The sequence below is a fragment of the Saccharospirillum salsuginis genome (assembly GCF_014651855.1).
Taxonomy (GTDB): Bacteria; Pseudomonadota; Gammaproteobacteria; order Pseudomonadales; family Natronospirillaceae; genus Saccharospirillum; species Saccharospirillum salsuginis.
In genome coordinates this window covers 231,795-249,293 of sequence record NZ_BMXR01000004.1, presented here as the reverse complement: position 1 = coordinate 249,293, position 17,499 = coordinate 231,795, and the positions used below count along the sequence as shown (strand labels likewise).

17 protein-coding genes are annotated in these 17,499 nt (G+C 59.9%); 2 read left to right on the top strand and 15 right to left on the bottom strand.

Annotated elements, in window-relative coordinates:
• Positions 1-3: 3 nt before the first annotated feature.
• The 3 genes from IE111_RS09575 to IE111_RS09565 are packed head-to-tail and all read right to left on the bottom strand — an operon-like array spanning position 4 to position 2,547.
• Positions 4-705 (bottom strand): hypothetical protein, encoded by a 702-nt coding sequence (locus IE111_RS09575; RefSeq protein WP_189608336.1) that lies wholly within the window; start codon positions 703-705, stop codon positions 4-6.
• Positions 706-754: 49 nt separating this feature from the next.
• On the bottom strand, positions 755-1,411 hold the full coding sequence (locus tag IE111_RS09570; RefSeq protein WP_189608335.1) for a response regulator: 657 nt from the start codon (positions 1,409-1,411) through the stop codon (positions 755-757).
• Complete coding sequence (locus tag IE111_RS09565) at positions 1,408-2,547, bottom strand: sensor histidine kinase (protein WP_189608334.1); 1,140 nt, start codon at positions 2,545-2,547, stop codon at positions 1,408-1,410. The genes IE111_RS09570 and IE111_RS09565 overlap by 4 nt, the downstream gene beginning before the upstream one ends.
• Positions 2,548-2,720: 173 nt before the next feature.
• On the opposite strand from IE111_RS09565, the gene IE111_RS09560 reads away from it, so the two are divergent.
• Positions 2,721-3,431, top strand: coding sequence for a metallophosphoesterase (locus IE111_RS09560; protein ID WP_189608333.1), 711 nt, complete (start codon positions 2,721-2,723; stop codon positions 3,429-3,431).
• 24 nt (positions 3,432-3,455) lie between these two features.
• Positions 3,456-4,715, top strand: coding sequence for a tyrosine-type recombinase/integrase (locus tag IE111_RS09555; protein WP_189608332.1), 1,260 nt, complete (start codon positions 3,456-3,458; stop codon positions 4,713-4,715).
• Positions 4,716-4,781: 66 nt separating this feature from the next.
• Here IE111_RS09555 and gorA read toward each other — a convergent pair whose 3' ends face one another.
• The 12 genes from gorA to IE111_RS09495 form a co-directional block, all read right to left on the bottom strand.
• Positions 4,782-6,173, bottom strand: a complete 1,392-nt coding sequence (gorA, locus tag IE111_RS09550; protein WP_189608331.1) for a glutathione-disulfide reductase — start codon at positions 6,171-6,173, stop codon at positions 4,782-4,784.
• A 617-nt stretch (positions 6,174-6,790) separates the two neighbouring features.
• Positions 6,791-7,447 carry a GNAT family N-acetyltransferase gene (locus tag IE111_RS09545; RefSeq protein ID WP_189608330.1) on the bottom strand — a complete coding sequence of 219 codons (657 nt, stop codon included), beginning with the start codon at positions 7,445-7,447 and terminating at the stop codon, positions 6,791-6,793.
• A gap of 107 nt (positions 7,448-7,554) precedes the next feature.
• A complete protein-coding gene (locus tag IE111_RS09540; protein ID WP_189608329.1) occupies positions 7,555-8,043 on the bottom strand; it encodes a type II secretion system protein M in 489 nt (162 codons plus the stop codon).
• Entirely contained in the window at positions 8,043-9,302 is a 1,260-nt protein-coding gene (gene gspL, locus IE111_RS09535; RefSeq protein ID WP_189608328.1) for a type II secretion system protein GspL, read from the bottom strand. The genes IE111_RS09540 and gspL overlap by 1 nt, the downstream gene beginning before the upstream one ends.
• 12 nt (positions 9,303-9,314) lie before the next feature.
• Positions 9,315-10,376, bottom strand: coding sequence for a type II secretion system minor pseudopilin GspK (gene gspK / locus IE111_RS09530; protein ID WP_189608327.1), 1,062 nt, complete (start codon positions 10,374-10,376; stop codon positions 9,315-9,317).
• Positions 10,366-11,103, bottom strand: coding sequence for a type II secretion system protein GspJ (locus IE111_RS09525; protein ID WP_189608326.1), 738 nt, complete (start codon positions 11,101-11,103; stop codon positions 10,366-10,368). The genes gspK and IE111_RS09525 overlap by 11 nt, the downstream gene beginning before the upstream one ends.
• A complete protein-coding gene (gene gspI / locus IE111_RS09520) occupies positions 11,103-11,522 on the bottom strand; it encodes a type II secretion system minor pseudopilin GspI (RefSeq protein WP_189608325.1) in 420 nt (139 codons plus the stop codon). The genes IE111_RS09525 and gspI overlap by 1 nt, the downstream gene beginning before the upstream one ends.
• Positions 11,509-12,081, bottom strand: a complete 573-nt coding sequence (gene gspH / locus IE111_RS09515) for a type II secretion system minor pseudopilin GspH (RefSeq protein WP_189608324.1) — start codon at positions 12,079-12,081, stop codon at positions 11,509-11,511. Before gspH ends, gspI begins: the two co-directional genes overlap by 14 nt.
• Positions 12,078-12,497, bottom strand: coding sequence for a type II secretion system major pseudopilin GspG (gspG, locus tag IE111_RS09510; protein ID WP_189608323.1), 420 nt, complete (start codon positions 12,495-12,497; stop codon positions 12,078-12,080). The genes gspH and gspG overlap by 4 nt, the downstream gene beginning before the upstream one ends.
• Positions 12,498-12,506: 9 nt before the next feature.
• Positions 12,507-13,718, bottom strand: a complete 1,212-nt coding sequence (gene gspF / locus IE111_RS09505) for a type II secretion system inner membrane protein GspF (protein WP_189608322.1) — start codon at positions 13,716-13,718, stop codon at positions 12,507-12,509.
• Positions 13,718-15,211, bottom strand: a complete 1,494-nt coding sequence (gene gspE, locus IE111_RS09500) for a type II secretion system ATPase GspE (RefSeq protein WP_189608321.1) — start codon at positions 15,209-15,211, stop codon at positions 13,718-13,720. The genes gspF and gspE overlap by 1 nt, the downstream gene beginning before the upstream one ends.
• Before the next feature lie 73 nt (positions 15,212-15,284).
• Positions 15,285-17,444: a response regulator gene (locus tag IE111_RS09495; protein ID WP_189608320.1), complete on the bottom strand. Its 2,160-nt coding sequence runs from the start codon at positions 17,442-17,444 to the stop codon at positions 15,285-15,287.
• Positions 17,445-17,499: the final 55 nt, after the last annotated feature.

Below are 17,499 nucleotides of genomic sequence, written 5' to 3'. Positions count from 1 at the left end.
CGTTCAGGGGCCCCCCTCCAGAAAGTCGACAGCGGGCCTTTTCAGGTGCGTCTCGTTCCAGACCAGGTCTTCGATGAAGCGTTCTTTCAGAAGCGACTCTTTATGGCGGTCAGGCTCACGTTGAAACCACTGGTAGGCGATTCGACAGGCGGTGGCCAGGCTGCGTTCACGCGAAGCCCGGTCCAGATAGCGCTCGATCACCGCCAACAGCCAGGAACGGGGCCAACCGGCGAGCTGTTCCTCGATCCGTTGTTGCCGCGTTTGCTGGTTGGACGCTTCGTGTTCGGCCACCAGTTGGGGCAACGATTCTTCCAGGGCCTGGCTCAATGTGGCGAAACCGCCCGCTTCGGCGAGATTCTTCAGCCAATGATGAGCGGCCGGCGTCAAAGTGAGGTTGACGGGTGACTGGTCCAGCCGGCGCTCCCTTCTCCGGCGGCGACGTGCGGACAGCGTTTTGCGCAGGCGGTCCCAATCCGGCCGGGTGAGGCTGTCCGTCAGCAGGCTTTGCAGCGCTTGGCAGTCCGGGTGAGTCGGTTGACTGGCGTAACGGCACTGGCGAACCCGGTCCTGGAAGGTGGCGAGCCCAAGCCGGTGGATCGGGTGCTGCTCATCCAGCAACCAGGTGGGTTGGCTGAGTTGGTGATCGAGCCAGTCCAGGGTGTCGAACCAGTCATCGGGCCCGATAACGAAACGTGGGCGTGGCATATTGTCTACACGGTAGATTGATTTAAGCCAGTATCCACGCCGAAACGGTCTAGATCAAGCCCAGTTCCAGGGCCTTCAGGACAGCGCGGGTCCGATCGCGAACATTGAGCTTGGCGAGGATGTTCGACACGTGGTTCTTTATGGTGCCTTCGGACTTGAAAATAGCCCGGGAGATTTCCTTGTTGCTGTAGCCACCGGCCATCAGACGCAGGATTTCGATTTCGCGCTGGGTCAGCGGCTCCTGCACCGGGTCCTTCTCGACCTTGCTGTCGCCCTGCAATTCGGTGAAGCCCTTCAGTACCCGTTCGGTGACGGCGGGCTGGATCAGGGTTTCGCCGTTTTTGACCGTCTCGATCGCCTCCACCAGGCTTTCCAGCGATACGTCCTTGAGCAGGAATCCCCGGGCGCCGGCGCGAATGCCGTTCAGAACCAGTTCGTGGTCGTCGAAGGTGGTCAGGATGATCACCGGGGTCTGGATGCCCTGCTCTTTCATCTGCGTCATGGCCGCGATGCCGTCCATGCGTGGCATGCGGATATCCATCAGCACCACATCGGGTTGGCAGCGCGGCAATTCTTCCAACGCTTCCAGTCCGTCGCTGGCTTCGCCGACGATCCGGACGTGGCCGGCCAGTTGCAACAGGGATTTGATGCCTTCGCGGACCAGGGTCTGGTCGTCGACCAGCATGACGTTGACGGTGTCGCTCATAGTGCCTCCATGACGGGAATTTTGATGTTCAGTTGAAAACCGGCCTGTGTTGCGATGTCCAGTTGTCCCTTGAGTGCCTCGATGCGTTCGCGCATACCGCGCAGCCCGGCGCCCTCGCGCCAGTCGAATCGGCAACCGCCGTTATCCTGGATGTTCAGTCGAATGTCGTTCGGGCCGTGATGCAGGGCGATGGTCATCTGGCTGGCGTTGCCGTGTTTCAACGTATTGGTGATCGCCTCCTGGATGCAGCGGAAAAGTGCCTCGGCGACTTCCACATCGCCGACGCTGATGTGTTCGTCCAGTTCAAGGTTGATTTTCAGGCGCGGCACCTGGGAAATCAGGGCTTCGAGCGCGTCCTTGAGGCGGATGCTGGAGTCGCCGCGCATTTCGTGCACGGTGTTTCGGACATCGGTGAGCAGCAGGCGGGCCAGTTGATGCGCTTCCTCGACCCGGGTGTGTGTCTCGTCCTGGGTCGTGTGAGTCAGGTACTGCAGTTTGAGAATCAGCGCGGTGAGATGGTGCCCGAGGCCGTCGTGCAGGTCCCGGGCGATGCGTATCCGCTCGTTTTGCTTGGCGGACTCCTCCAGCAGGGCCTGGGTGGCCAGCAATTCGCGGTTAAGCGAGGTGATCTGGTCGCGGGCGTCCTGCTCCTGGATGACCCGCTGGCTCATCAACAGGGCGAAAAAGTGGAAGGCGGCCCCTAGGGCTGACCAGATGATGGCGTCTTCGGTGCTCCAGATCAGCGCATTGAACACCAGATCGATGGCGACCAGTACGGTAACGCCTGCCAGCGAGGTCAGGCGGGAGAACAGAAACGGCAGTTGGGCCGCCAGGGCCACGCTCAGGATGGCGATCACGCCGGATTCGGTCGCCAGGCGGATGCCGAACACCGCCAGAAACTGGGCGGTGAAGGCCAATTGGCGGATGCGCATGTCCATCCGCTCGTATTGGGCGTCGCGCGTGGTGAAGTAGAACCCGACGATGTACAGCAACAGGCCGGCGACAATGCCCATCAGCCGCAGTTGGCCGCCGATGGTATCCGCCGGTTCGTTGCTCAGAGTCAGATAACAGACGATGGCCCACGCCAAATAACCAATGGCGCCTTCCAGCGTTTGTGCCAGGGAATTTCGATACAAGCCTGTGGTCCTCGATCGCAGCCGGTCACGATTATAAAACTGTGACCCGAGTTTAGCCGTAACCCGAGCGCGCTCACAGTGCCCAAGGTCATCTTGTCGATGCGATCCCGATTTGCGATATCGGTACGGCGCATCGCCTTGTCTTCCCACCGGGCAACCGCACATAATGAGACATGATCAATCCAGACCAGCGCCATCCGACACTACCGGCCAATACCCTGGGCCGCGACTTCTTGGTCGCGGATTTGCACGGTCACCGGCATCGACTGGACCAGGCTCTGGAAGAACGCCATTTCGACCCGAGCCAGGACCGTTTGCTGTCCGTGGGTGACCTGATCGACCGCGGCCCGGACAGCCCCGGCTGTCTGGACCTGCTGAACGAGCCCTGGTTCTGGGCGGTTCGGGGCAATCACGAACAAATGCTGGTCGATGCCGTCACCACGGACGAAGCCCAGGCGTGGAGCCGCTGGTTGATGAACGGCGGCAACTGGGCACTCGAACGGCCCGAACACGAGCTCTCAGACTGGGCACGGCAGATCGACGCCCTGCCCATGACGCTGACCATCGAACACCCGCTCGGCACAGTGGGCCTGTGCCACGCTCAGTACCGGCTGCCGCATTGGGATGATCGACGTCGGGAGACCGAGACGGATACCCAGGACTGGCTCTGGGGTCGCAGCCGCCTGTACCGGGCCGAACCGGCCGCGATTGAAGGCGTTGACTGGGTCTTCCACGGCCATACCATCATTCCCCGGGTCACCGCCCTGGGTAATGCGGTCTTTCTGGACCGGGGTGCCTTCACCGGCGGTCCTTTGGTGGTACTCTCCCTGGATGAGTGGATGAACAACCCGTCCACCCGACGTATCAACGAAACCATCGATTGACGATGGTTCAGCAGGAGAACGGTCTTGAGCCCGGCAGTTCCGCATCCGGTTCCTATTTTTGACAACCTGAGCCATATCGAAAACCCGTTTCGCCACCCCGCCCGGCCGTCCGAGGCCATGCGGAAAGCGGCCCGGGTGTCGGCGTCCACGCTGCAGTCCGACCTGCAGCTGTGCAGCGAATTCCTCTACAGCTACCGGGGCAGCCCCGACACCTTCGGATCCTATCGACGGGAAATCGAGCGATTCACACAATGGTGCTGGTTCATCCAGGGGCTGGGGCTGGCCGAGGTTCGCCGACAACACATCGAGGCGTTTGTCGAATTCTGCCAATCGCCGCCGAAGCACTGGATCGGCGGCAAGAGCGTGGCCCGGTTTCTGGACTCGGGCGGCGAACGGGTGGCGAACCGCGAATGGCGACCGTTCGTGGTGAAGGTCTCCAAACGGGACCACAAACTGGGCCAGGCCGCCGATGCCGGTCGCTACACCCTGAGCCAAAGCGCGCTCCAGGCGATCTTTTCGGTGCTGAGCACCTTTTTCAACTACCTGATCCAGGAAGAGCACGTCGAACTGAACCCGGTGGCCCAGATCCGGCAGAAGGGGAAATTCCTGCGCAAGCGTCAGGGTGCCCAGAGCATCCGGCGGCTGTCCGAGGCGCAGTGGCACGAGGTGCTCAACGCTATCGACCAGGCGGTTCCGGAAAACCCGGAACGCTACGAGCGGGCGATGTTCATCGTCAGTTGCCTGTTCGGGATGTACCTGCGGATCTCGGAACTGGCCGAAAGCGACCGCTGGCAGCCGAACATGGGCGATTTCCGGCAGGATGCGCACGGCAACTGGTGGTTTACCACGGTCGGCAAGGGCAACAAGGAACGGGATGTCTCGGTATCGGATGAGATGCTGATCGCCTTGCGCCGCTTCCGGACCTTTCTCGGTATGACACCCTTACCCCTGCCGGGTGAGAACGCGCCGCTGGTCCCCAAGGTTCGTGGTAAGGGCGGCATCACCAGCACGCGTCAGATCCGGTTTATCGTCCAGGAATGCTTCGATATGGCCGTGGACCGATTGCGCGCCCAGGGCGAGCCGGAGGAAGCCGATGCGCTGCAGGCCGCCACCGTGCACTGGCTGCGCCACACCGGCATTTCGGAGGATGTGAAATTCCGACCGCGCGAACATGTGCGGGACGATGCCGGCCATGGCTCGAGCGCCATCACCGACCGGTACATCGACGTGGAACGCCAGGCCCGACACGCCTCGGCCCGGAAGAAGAAGATCAGCCCGGCCTGAGCCAGAGCAAATCCCGTAGGGCAGAAGAGCCGAAGGCGTTATCTGCCGTGCCCACCCTACCCGTCTTTACGAAACCTTACGGCCTACGGTGCGGCTGGGCGTCCGCATGGTTACAAACTCCTCCGCCGCCGTCGGGTGAATGCCAATGGTCCGGTCGAAGTCGTCCTTGGTCGCACCGGCCACCATGGCCACCGCCAGACCCTGGATGATCTCACCGGCATCTTCCCCGGCCATATGAATGCCCAGCACTTCGCGCGTATCGGCGTTCACCAGCAACTTCATCAGCGTTCGCTCGGTATTGCCGGACAAGGTGTTGCGCATGGCCTTGAAGTTCGCGGAGTAGACCTCGACCCGATCGAACTGATCGGCGGCTTTTTCTTCGGTCAGCCCTACAGTGCCGATGTTGGGTTGGGAAAACACAGCCGTCGGGATGGTGTTGTAATCCACCGTTTTCGGCTGTTTGTCCTTAGAGAACAGGTAATCCGCCACGTACATTCCTTCAGCCAGAGCGACGGGCGTCAACTGAACCCGACCGATAACATCGCCGAGGGCGAAGATATGGGGCTGATTCGTCTGGTAATGTTCATTGACGGGTACATGCCCCTCCTCGGCCAGCATCACGCCCGCCTTGTCGAGATCCAGACCGTCAACGAGGGCCTTACGGCCGGTCGCACAGACGATCAGATCGGTCTCGCGGACCTGCCCGTCACTGAAGGTGGCCGCATAACGCCCGTTCTCCAACTGTTCAATGGATTCGATGGTGCAGTTGTACAGTAACTGCACGCCGGATTCCGCGATCTGCTCGGACACGAATTGACGCACTTCCTCATCGAACCCCCGCAAGACCGGCTCGCCTCGGTAAACGAGGTGGGTGCGGGCACCGAGACCATTGAAGATGCCGGCGAATTCCACCGCGATGTAGCCACCGCCGACAACCATGACGTCTTCCGGAAAACGGTCCAGATAGAACACCTCATTGGAGGTAATGGTGTGTTCGGCACCGGGAATATCCGGTTTGGCCGGCCAACTGCCGGTAGCGACCAGGATGTTGGCACCGGTCAGTTCCCGCTCATCGTTCACGACGACGGTGTGGTCGTCCTTGAACCGGCCATGACCGTTGATGATCTCGACACCGGCCCGGGTCAGCAGGCCATCGTATATACCGTTCAGCCGCTCGATCTCGGCGGTTTTGTTGTCACGCAGCGTCGGCCAGTCAAAAGCCGGCATTTCGTCTACCGTGTAGCCAAATCCAGCCGCATCCTTGAACGCCTGGGGGTATTCGGAGGCATACACAAAGAGTTTTTTCGGCACGCAGCCGACATTGACGCAGGTGCCGCCGAGGTAACGGGATTCGATGACGGCCACTCTGGCCCCCTGGGTGGCGGCCATGCGAGCGGCTCGCACGCCGCCGGAGCCGGCGCCGATGACAATGAGGTCGTAGTCGTACTGAGCGGTCATGAGTCGGTATCCTGTCATTAAAAACCCCGGTTGGACCGGGGTGTGTATCAGAAGTTCCTTATTAATAAGGACGTTCCCAACCGATTAAACCCCGGTAGCCTTTGGTGGCTTCGGGATTCTACGGTGCCACCGCCTTGGTGCCCGGGTTGGCTAGTGTGCCAATGTCCTGGTGCCGGGCTGGTTTGGATACCAATAACCCGCACCGGGAGACGGGGTATGCTCTTCCAGGGACCGCTGTGAACCCTTCCATGGGCGCTTAGCTTCGGCATCCATGCCTCAGATGTCCCTTCCAGAGCATACCCCGTCTCCCGGTGCTAGCCTTCTGAGGCTCTATTTAACTCTTAACTGTCCCCTCGGTTTTCCTGGGAAGTGATATTCATGGCTTTCTTTCGTTTTGGTTTGTTTTGGAAGAGGCACCGTAACGAGTGACGATTGCCTGGGGTGGCCTCCACGGGGAAGTGGGCAGCATGGATGCTGCCGTCTAGCTTACAGGGATGTATTCACAGCGACCCCGTGGGGGCCACCCCAGGGAGTCGGCACGGACTATGGGCGCCCAAGCCAACCCGGCCACCAAGGCGGTGGCACTGTAGAATCCCAGGCGCTCTCAAGTAACCAAGTCAGGCGGCTTTTTCTTCGATGTAGTTGGGGTTCGGGCGGAACAGGACATATTCCTTCAGATCGCCGACGGGGATTTCCGTGAACCGCTGGTAGTCCAGCGATTGGTAGAAATCGAGGTAGCGGTTGTTGCCGGTATCGAGGAAGAGGCCGATGGACTCGGAATCGCTGTCGCTGATGGCGTGTACGGCCTCCATCAACTTGCGTCCCAGGCCCTGCTTCTGGAACTCCGGGTGGATGCCGATCAGGCTGACCACACGGTGGTGCTTGTTGGGCAGGCTGTTCTGTACATCGTTGTAGTACTGAATGAAACGGCGGGTGCCCTCGAAGCCCGCGGTCAGGGTCATCTTCAGGCGCCAGCGGAACTGACGGGAGATGTCCATCTTCAGCCCGACATCGCTGACGAAGGCGACGCCCAAAACCCGTTGATCGTGCCGATTCACAACGCCCAGCACCGTCTCGCCGCGCTCGAAATGCAGGCGGATCAGTTCGCGGATGGTCGCGCGGATGCGTTGCTTGTACCCCGGACGATGCGCGTCCAGCAGGTACTGGAAGGTCGGTTCATGGCGGTAGGAGTGGTACAGCAGGGAACGGGCCTGGCGATAGCAGCGTTCGTCCAGGCGGACCACGTCCACGTCGTTCAAATCAATCTTGGCCATGCGGGCTCCGTCTGTTCGGTTTCATCGTTATTATTGCCCCGCCCTACCCCCGATGAGGGACAGTGGCAGCTTTCGGTAATGCTGCCACTAATCCGATCGAAATGGAATCAGCGCTGAAAGCTGGCCCTGACCGAGATCAAGCCCGGTTCGCTGCGCGCCTCGAGCGTGACCTGGTCGGTCGACACACCGGCACTCTCGAGAGCCGCCAGCCACTGCACGACGGGCCCGTATTGGGCTTCATCGATACGTACGCGGAGCAGGTCACCGTCGGGTTCGAAGCTCTGAATGGACAGACCAAAGCGGTTCGCCTGACGGCGCAATTCGGTATTCAGCGATGCCGTGTCGCCACCGCCATTTTGAGCGCCACCCGCCATGGCCTCGGGGGCCTTCGCGACCAGTTCCTGGTAGGTGTCCCGAGCGGCTTCGAGTTCGCTGTTGGCGCTGGCCTGCCACTGGCGGACGGGCTGGATCAGGGCGAACCAGACCAGCAAAAGAGCCGTGCTGATCACCAGAACAATCAAGGCGCGACGGTCGCGTTGCGGCAGGCCGTTCACGCGATCGATCAGTGGTTGAAAAAGGCTGGTTAAATCAAACATCAGGTTGCTCCCTCCAGAACGGCCCGATACTTACCACGGACGGCGTCCCGGTCCTGGCTGGCTGAATACTCCACGCTGTACCCCTCGGATTCCAGTTGTGACTTGACCCGTTCGAACCGGGCAAAAGCATCGCCTTCGGTTTCGGTCGACTGTTTCAGGGTGAACAGCATCTCGCCCCGGTTCTGTTGGAACCGGAAATCCTCGACCAGCAAGGCCGGATCGATCTGACTGAGTGCGTCCAGTGATTGCAGTACGGAGTGCCCCTGGTCGCCCTCGTTCGAATTCAAGGAAACGATGCGGTTATCCATCTCGCGGACCATCAGCGGTCGCTGGATGCGCTTGTCGGAACCGAACACCTGGCGGAACACGTCTTCGCTGGCGTCCCAGGTCTCACTGGCCAGCTGTTGATTGCGCATGGCCTCGGTAATGGTCACGCCGGACCAGATGACCAGCGCAAAGGCGGCGGCCACGGTAATCGGAACCCAGAGTGCCGTATGATTGCTGGATTTACGCTGGGAAAAAGCACCGATCATCAGATTGCCGGCCGCGTGGCTGTCGCGACACTGCTCATCCCAGTCGGCCAGGCCCGTGGCCGGGGTGACGACCCAGTCCAGGGTGTCGCCGCCGGCTTCCAGTTCGGTGCGCAGTTGCCGGCCCTGGTCGGTGGAGTCGCGGCTGGTCATGCGGATGGAGACCGGTTCCTCGCCCAGGCCTTCCGTGGATTTCCACAGCTCGAACCATTGGCTGAAACCGTTCGGGTGGATCTGATGCAGAATCCAGCCGGAACGCACCAGGATCCGTTCCTGATCGACGTCGATGTGGACATCGTTGGTGACCGGTTTGTCCAGTTGGAACCAGCCGGCATCGAAGGCCTGGACGATCTGCATGCCGGTTTCGGCCAGTGTGGAAGACACCTGGCTCAACCGTTCCCGTTCGATCACCAGAACCGGCATCTCGCCTTTTTCCGGTTTCGACAGCGGGACGATGTGCAGACTGTCGATGTCCTGCGCCAATTGTTCCTCGGCGGCGAATCGCAACACCTGCTCCGGAACACGCCGGGCGCCCCCCGGAACCTTGACCGTCAGGGAGGTGAACCAATCGTGCGGCAAATAGACACGCACGAAGACCTGATCCAGGTTGCGTTCCTGCTTCTGGTCCACCAGTTCGTCCCAGCGGCCGTCGTATTGCTGGTCCTCACCCTGCCAGAGCCAGCTGACTTGTTCCGGCCCTTGCCAGTAGATGGATAGTTGAGGGCTCATGTTGTCTCCATATTATTCCGTTTTGGCACCGGTACCGCCCAAGGCGTTACCCAGGCCCGGGATGCTTTGCCCAGGGGTCGGGAGTTGACCGCCCTGGCTACCCTGAGACGCATCGCCCGGTGCGGTGTTCGCTTCCGTGATCGCCTGCGTACGTCGCGTGACCAGCGCGGACTCCGATGTCCGGTGAATCGTACTTTCCCGGATATAGGTGCGGTCATTGAGCGTTACCTGACTGTAGACATCGAACCAGTGGGACTCGACCGTCAGTTGGTCTATCAGAATCCGGCCGTTGGGATTCTGTTGGAACACCTGCGTATCGGTGACCTCCGAGGTGCTGGTGTATCCATTGTCTTTACTGTCTCGTTCGCTGACAAAGCTTTGGGCATCCTGTTCGCTGATGAAGCTGGCCAGCGTCATGAACACCGGTTCCGAAGCCGTGTTGATATTCAGCGGCGTGTCCGGGGGCAAAGCTGACAAATACGGTGCCAGCTTTTCGTAGTCGGTGATGTTGTCGTCGCCTTTTCGTTCTTTCGCATCCACGGATTTCAGCAGTTTCATCTCGCTGACATCGGCCATGGGTTCGAAGGAAGGCCGATACGCCGGATCCAGATCGCTGTAGTTGAACAAGGCGTTGCTGTCACTGTCGAACCAATCTTTCAGTTCGTCGGCGATGGCGGGATCCAGCTGCAAGTGAATCAACAACCGCTTGAACCCCTGAGTCGCCGCTTCCCGGTTGGGAGCTGAAGGATGCAGCCAGTTGACGTTGAACCGACCTTGTAAGTCATTAGCCTTGACGTACATTTCCGCACCGTTGTAATCCAATGGAACTCCCTCATTCCAGTAGTCCCCAAAATGGTCGGTCTTGGCTTGCGATAAATCCGGTTCCATTTTTAATACAACACGAGCAAAGTCTTCGATGCTGTTCAAATAGGCTTGCGCCTGACTCAACGTCAAGGATTGATAGGCGCGCTCCACCTGAATCTTCTGTTCGTATTGCAGCCTGGTGACTACCACGGCCAACATGGCGAAGACCAGCAATACCTGAATCAACGCGAATCCACGTTCAGTCCGCACCGCTGCCTCCCGATTCTTCATTGGAACCGCTGTTACCGCCGGTAGTCGTCGGGTCGGGATTACGCGGAACGGCGACCATGCGCGTGATGGCATCGCCCTCGCCGGTCGTCAAAGTAAACTCAACGGCGAACAAATCGGGTTCGCCCTCCTGTCCGAAGGGAACGTCCGGTGGCCACTTGTCGAACTCGCCCGTTTCCCCGTCGTATCGTGCCATGAACGAAAATGACATGGTCTTCACGGGCCGAAGCAGGGTCTGGTGGCGCCATTCCAAACTGCCATCGTCATCCAGCTGGAGCGTATGGCTTCGTACCAGGCAGCCCCCCTTGTCGTTTTCGGCCTCCTCGTCCAGCCATGGGCACAACTCGCTGCCCGGTACCGCGAGACGATACTGGACGCGCTGCAACGAAGACCGCTCCAGATCGACGAACTGGCTGAGTCCCCAGCCATTGCGCGTTAACGACAAGCCGTCCACTTCATCCAGGTGCATGGCCGCCTGATTGTCACCGAACGCATCCTTGACCGGACGATCGGGCGCCCACTGAGTGAAGTCATTGGTCAGGGTTCGGATCACCCGGGTTAACTGGGACTGGTATTCATTGCTGACCGTCAACGTTTGATAGGTGGTACGCGATGCCTGAACCAGAAACAGGGTGCCCACAGCCAGGATCGCCGATATGGCAATGGCAATGAGCAATTCGATCAGGGTGAATCCACGGGCCGAACTCATCATGGGTCACCCAATATGGCATAGAGCGCATCGGCATGTGTGTCGCTTTCCGGGGGAAAGGCGCGTAATTCGACAGATCGAGTGCGTTGTCCGATTTGTTGTTTTACCGATTGGACAGCCGGATTTTCCTGAGCAACTTTTTCAAAAGGACTAAATTCCGTCACTTCGATCTCAACGGTCCATGTTTGCCCATTGAATTCCACTTTTTCGGTTTTTGACCCGAGATCCGGCGCGGCGGACAGGCGCATACGGGCCAGGACATTTTCGTTTACCCAGCGACCCTGAGTTTGCTGCTCAATCTGATACGCGGCCGTCAAATTTTGTGAATTGGCCATGGCGATGGCCCCGGCCATAACCGCAAAGATAGCCACCGCGATCATGACCTCGATCAGCGTAAACCCGGACTCAGTTCTCGACACGCTTCACCTCCAGCCGGTTGAAGCCATCGCCGATGACCTGGATGCTGGCATCCATTATATCTTCGTGCTCTATGTCCAGTTGAAAAGCCGGCGTGTAATCTTCGGACGGCAATAAAACGACATGAGGTTGAATCAACAACGGGTCTTCCGGCAGTTCGTCGTTGAGTTCGACCCACTGGCTGTCCAGTTGCAATGAAAGGCGAGCCTCGTCCGGCGCTTGCCATTCGATCGGTTCGGCTTCGCTCACAGACCACATGATGGGTTCTTCGCCTTCCATAGGATCGCCTTCGCGCCATTCCAGGAACGTCGCCCCGTGGGACAGAAACAGAATGCCGCGTTCGGTATTGCTCAACAGCACGCGATCCTGAGCCTGCCCCACTGTATAAGCCAGTTGCTCGGCCGAGTGCTGGATATCCGCCAACGGATCCTTCTGGGTAACGGCCAAACGCACAGCGCTGGCGGCCACACCGATAATGACGATGACCACCAGCAGTTCGATCAGAGTGAAACCCGACGGTCGCCGATGCGAGCCGGTACTTTGGATCAGGGCCGGGGTCATTCGGTATCGGTGGACGAAATATCCTCGTCGATATCGCTGCCGCCGGCCTGGCCGTCAGCGCCGTACGAAATGATTTCGTAGGACGTACCTTCCCGGATATAGCCGTACTCATTACCCCAGGGATCCTTCGGCGATTGCTTCAGGTAGGGGCCGCGCCAATTGTTGGGTTCCGGGCTGCCGGACGGCTTGGATACCAGTGCTTCGAGCCCCTGGTCCGTGGACGGATAGTGGGAGTTGTGCAGTCGATAGGTATCGAGCGCGTTCTCGATGGTACGGATATCCGTTTTGGCCGCCTGTACCCGTGCCTCGTCGCCCCGGCCAATGACATTGGGTGCCACCAGGCCGAACAGAACGCCCAGGATGACCAGGACCACCATCAATTCAATCAGTGTAAAACCGCGTTGCTTGTGATTCATTGTCTTTTCCTAACCTACAAAGGTATTCATTTCCATAATGGGCAGAACGATCGACAGGACGATGATCAGTACGATGCCCCCCATCAGTACCACCATCAACGGCTCGAACAGAGCCAGGACGGTGGAGATGAGCTCCTTCACTTGCTGGTCTTCCGCATCGGCCGTCCGTTGCAGCATATTGTCCAACTCGCCGCTGGCTTCGCCACTGGCGATCATGTGCAACATCATCGGCCGAAAATAGCCGGCATCGGTCAACGCCTTGTTCAGGCTGCCGCCCTCGGAAACCCGAATGGCGGCTTCGCGAACCCGGGCCTGGATTTCCAGATTGGAAACCACTTCCGACGCGATGCGCATGCCTTCCACCAAAGGAACACCACTGCCGCTCAGAATGGCGACGGTGCCGATGAACCGGGCGGTATTAAAACCGCGTGATACCCGCCCGATCAGCGGCAGACGCAGTAACAGACGGTGCGTCATGCGCCGGCGGGTGGGGTTCCGGTTCCAGATGACCAGGGCCAGCCAGGCTCCGACCATAGCCAACAAGGTGGCCAGCCACCAGGACTGCACCCACTCGCTGACGGACAGCAGGACCCGGGTGGGGCCCGGCAGGGATTCACCCGTCGAGGCGAATACACCCACGATTTCCGGCACCACCGAATTCAGCAGAAACCCGACGATCAACAGTGCGATCACCGTCAAAATGCCGGGATAGATGGACGCCATCTGAACCTGCTTCCGGGTTTTCTGCTGATCCTCCATGTAATCCGCCAGGCGGATCATAACCCGGTCAAGATGACCGCTATGCTCGCCCGCATCAACGGTTGCACGGTAAAGAGGAGGAAAAGCCCGCGGATAGTCGCCCAGCGCCTTGGCCAGACTGAACCCTTCCAGGACCCGGGCGCGCACGCCCATCATCAAGCTGCGGACCCGGCCCTTCTCGGATTGTTCGCCCACGGCGCGCAGGCATTCCTCCAGCGGCATACCGGAACCCACCAGGGTGGATAACTGACGCGTCACCAGCGCCAGGTCCGCGATCGAGATCGAAGGGCCGCCAAACAGGCCGGTGCTCCGGCTCTGCTGCTTCTGGGTCAGCTCCACATCGACCGGGAACCAACCCTTGTCGCGCAGTTGCTGACGAACCTGGCGGCTGCTGTCGGCCTCCAGAACCCCTTTGCGTCGTTTGCCGCGCTCGTCCAGCGCCGAATATTCGAAAGCGGCCATCAATAACTCCGGTAGACGCGCAGGACTTCTTCGACCGTGGTCAGCCCGTTCAGCACCTTGTTCTTGCCATCGTCCAGAATGCTGGGCGAAAGCGTGCGGGCGTGCCGCTCAAGATCGATGTCGCCGGCCCGGTCGTGGATCAACTGACGCATGGCCTCGTCCACCTTGATGAACTCGTACAAGCCCAGGCGACCCCGATAGCCGGTCGCTTTACAGGAGGAACAGCCCTTGGCGTGGTAGATCGTTGGGGGCTGGCTCGGGTCGATACCCAGGAATTCGCATTCGGCCTTGTCGGCCTGGTAGGGCGACTTGCAGTCCGGACAGAGGGTGCGTACCAGACGCTGGGACACCAGCCCGATCAGGCTTGAGGCCAGCAGAAAGGGCTCGATGCCCATGTCCTGCAAGCGGGTTACAGCCCCGGTGGCGCTATTGGTGTGCAGCGTCGACAGCACCAGGTGACCGGTCAGACTGGCCTGAACGGCGATGTCGCCGGTCTCGTAGTCGCGGATCTCGCCGATCATCACCACGTCCGGGTCCTGACGCAGGATGGCGCGCAGGCCGCGGGCGAAGGTCATGTCGACCTTGGTGTTCACCTGCGTCTGGCCGATACCGGGCAGGCTGTATTCGATCGGATCCTCGACCGTCATGATGTTGCGGCTGTGGCTGTTCAGAGCCTGCAGCGCCGCGTACAGCGTCGTGGTCTTACCGGAACCGGTCGGACCGGTGACCAGGATAATGCCGTGGGGGCGTTGAATCAGATCCTTGATGGTGTCGTAATCCCGATCATCGAGGCCAAGATGGCTGATATCGAGACGGCCGGCCTGCTTGTCGAGCAGACGCAACACCACCCGTTCACCGTGGTTGGATGGAATGGTCGATACCCGCAGGTCCACTTCCCGACCGGCGACGCGCAAGGCGATCCGGCCATCCTGAGGAACCCGTTTCTCGGCGATATCGAGCCGCGCCATAACTTTGATCCGGGACACCAGCAGCGGAGCCAGGGCCCGCTTGGGTTGCACCACCTCACGCAGCACGCCATCGACCCGGAACCGGATCGACAGTCGTTTTTCATAGGTCTCGACGTGAATGTCCGAGGCGTTTTCACGCACCGCCTCGGTGAGAATGGCGTTGATCAGCCGGATGATGGGCGCGTCGTCTTCCTGCTCCATCAGGTCTTCGGTTTCCGGGACCGATTCGGCCAGGGAGCTCAGGTCCATCGAATCGCCGAGCCCCTCGACCATCTGCATGGTGTCGTCGGAGTCGGTCTGATAGGCGCGATTGAGGTGCTCGGAGAATTCCTGTTCATTGACCTGAACCTGGGGCAGTACGCGCTGTACGATGCGCTGCGCCTCCTGGAGGGCGTTCAGGTTAACGTCCGGCCGGTACAGCAGGCGCGGTCCATCGGCGTGACCGTAATCGATCACGACACCGTGTCGCTTGGCAAATGCAAAGGGCAAGCGCCGCTCCATGACGCCCGGTGGTACTGCTGTCATTGACCTGTCCTGTTTGTATTGGGTTCGTTGCTAAGTACTTGGTTTGAAAAGAATATCACTCCGGGAGCCTCCATCAACCTACCCACCTTTGAATCAAAGTGACCAGGTTCTCATAAGACACCGGTTTGGTCATGAAATCGTCCATGCCGGCGGCCAGGCAGGCACGCTCCTGTTCCGGCGTATCCTCGGCCGTCATCGCGATGATGGGAACATGATCGCCCGAGCTTAACTCGTGTTGGCGTATCTTGCGGGTGGATTCCAGGCCATCCATGCGCGGCATCAGGCAATCCATGATGACCAGGTCATAGGGCGAATCCGTCGTGGCCATGCGAGCCGCTTCCTGGCCGTTGACACAGGTCTGCACCGACACACCCATGCGTTCGAGCAGACGGGATACGACCTTCTGGTTGACCATATTGTCTTCCGCCAACAACACTCGCGTGTTGCTGCACCGGTACTCTTCGACCTTGTCGAGATGAGTTTCCTCCAGCGACTCGCGCAGGTGACGCAGCAAGTCGTCTCGGCTAACCGGTTTTTCGATGAAATGAAACGGCCCCGTCAGGCCGCTGAACAAGCCGCGCTGCAATTCCGAAGCGTACAGGAAGACACGGGCGCGATGGTCGGCCAGCCGGTCCAGCAACTGTTGGACTTGTCGCAGGTATTCCTGGGCGCGGGCGTCCTCGACCGGAATGTTCAGCAGGATGAAATCGGTATCGAGCTCGCCTTCGTCGTCCAGCAGGCGCTCGATCTGCCAGGCGGTAACCGTCATGTCCCAACTCATGAACTCGGCCGTCAGCGCCCGTTCGTTGATGGGCGTCATATCGACCAGCATCACCGAGCGGCCGGCCATGAAGCGCGCCGGGCGGAAGGAGCTGGCCTGCTGGGACGAGGACTTGATGGGCAGGGAAACCCGGAGTTTCTTCAGACCGTCCTTCTCGATGGCCTGAAGCTCGGCGCCCATCGCCTTGAACTGCGCGGCCGCGACCATCAGGGTCAACTGATCGGAGACGTCTTCGTCTTCTGGCAGTGTGTCCATGTTGCGGTTGATGGCGGCGTTCAGGTCTTCGACACTGCTTTCGTCATTCCCGAAATAGAAGGACAGCAACAATCGTTCGTCATCGGCTCGGTTGTCCAGGGCGATGCGAACCGTGATCTCCCCTTCCTCGGCGCTTTCCAGGGCGAAGTCGAGCAGGCGGCGAAAGGCGTTGGACAGCCACTGAGGGTCGGATTCGATCCGTTCCGGCACTTCCGGATGGTACATGTACGCCAGTTCCAGACCGTGCTCATGCGCCTTGCTGCCCATATCCGACAGCGCGTGTTCCAACGTTTTGCGCAGGTTGAAAACGATGTTCTGCGGTACCCGGGACTGGTCACGCTGTTCGATGAAGGCTTCCAGATCGTTGACCAGATCCAGAATCGAATGGCCGCTGCGCCGGGCGATGTTCAACATGCCCTGGTGTTCGCTGGACTGCTCATCGTGACTGAGCATGCCGAGCACGCCCAGCAGGCCACTGAGCGGGTTTTTCACCCGGTGCAGCAACTGGTTGATGAATCGGCGGTTGGAACTGGCCTGGATGACATTGGCTTCGCGGGCCTGTTCCAGCGCGCGCAGTCTCTGTTTCAGTTCGTGGTTGTGGGTCAGAAACCCCCAGACCAGTTCCGAGACGCGCCCGGCGGTACTGACCAGGTAAAAATACAGAGCCACGAACGCCAGACTGATGTACCAGTGACTGTCGCCCGCAGCGCGAAACGCGTAGTACACCGCCACGGGCCAGAGCAATATGGCGAGATAGATACGAACGGTCCGCCCATACAGGGAGTAAACAAAGGTTCCCCCGGACGCGACGGCCAGGGTGTAGAGCAGCCCCAGAAGCTCGATCGGATGGTCCGGCCCGGACAGGCGGTAAACCATGTAGGCGGTCCAGACCGCCGCATGCAGAAAGCCCGAGGCGATGAACCAGTCCCGCCACCGGGCCGGGCCCCGGCCGTACCAGTCGCTGAACTGGGCGATCATGATGAAACGCCAGGCGGCCATGACGACCAACAGCAAACCGAAGACATAACTGCCCGTCGGCGTCGGTCCGACGTCCAGCCATTGCCATTCCAGCAACAGGAATACCAGGAAATGCAGGATCGCACTGGGCAGACCCTGGCGACTCAGCGTTTCGTCGATGCGTTTCAGGATCGCCCGATCTTTTTGTGCTTTATGTTGGGGCGTGTAAAACCAGCTCATAGACACCCGTCTGTTAAATGGCAGTCATTCCCTGTCCCCTCGGCCGCACAATCCG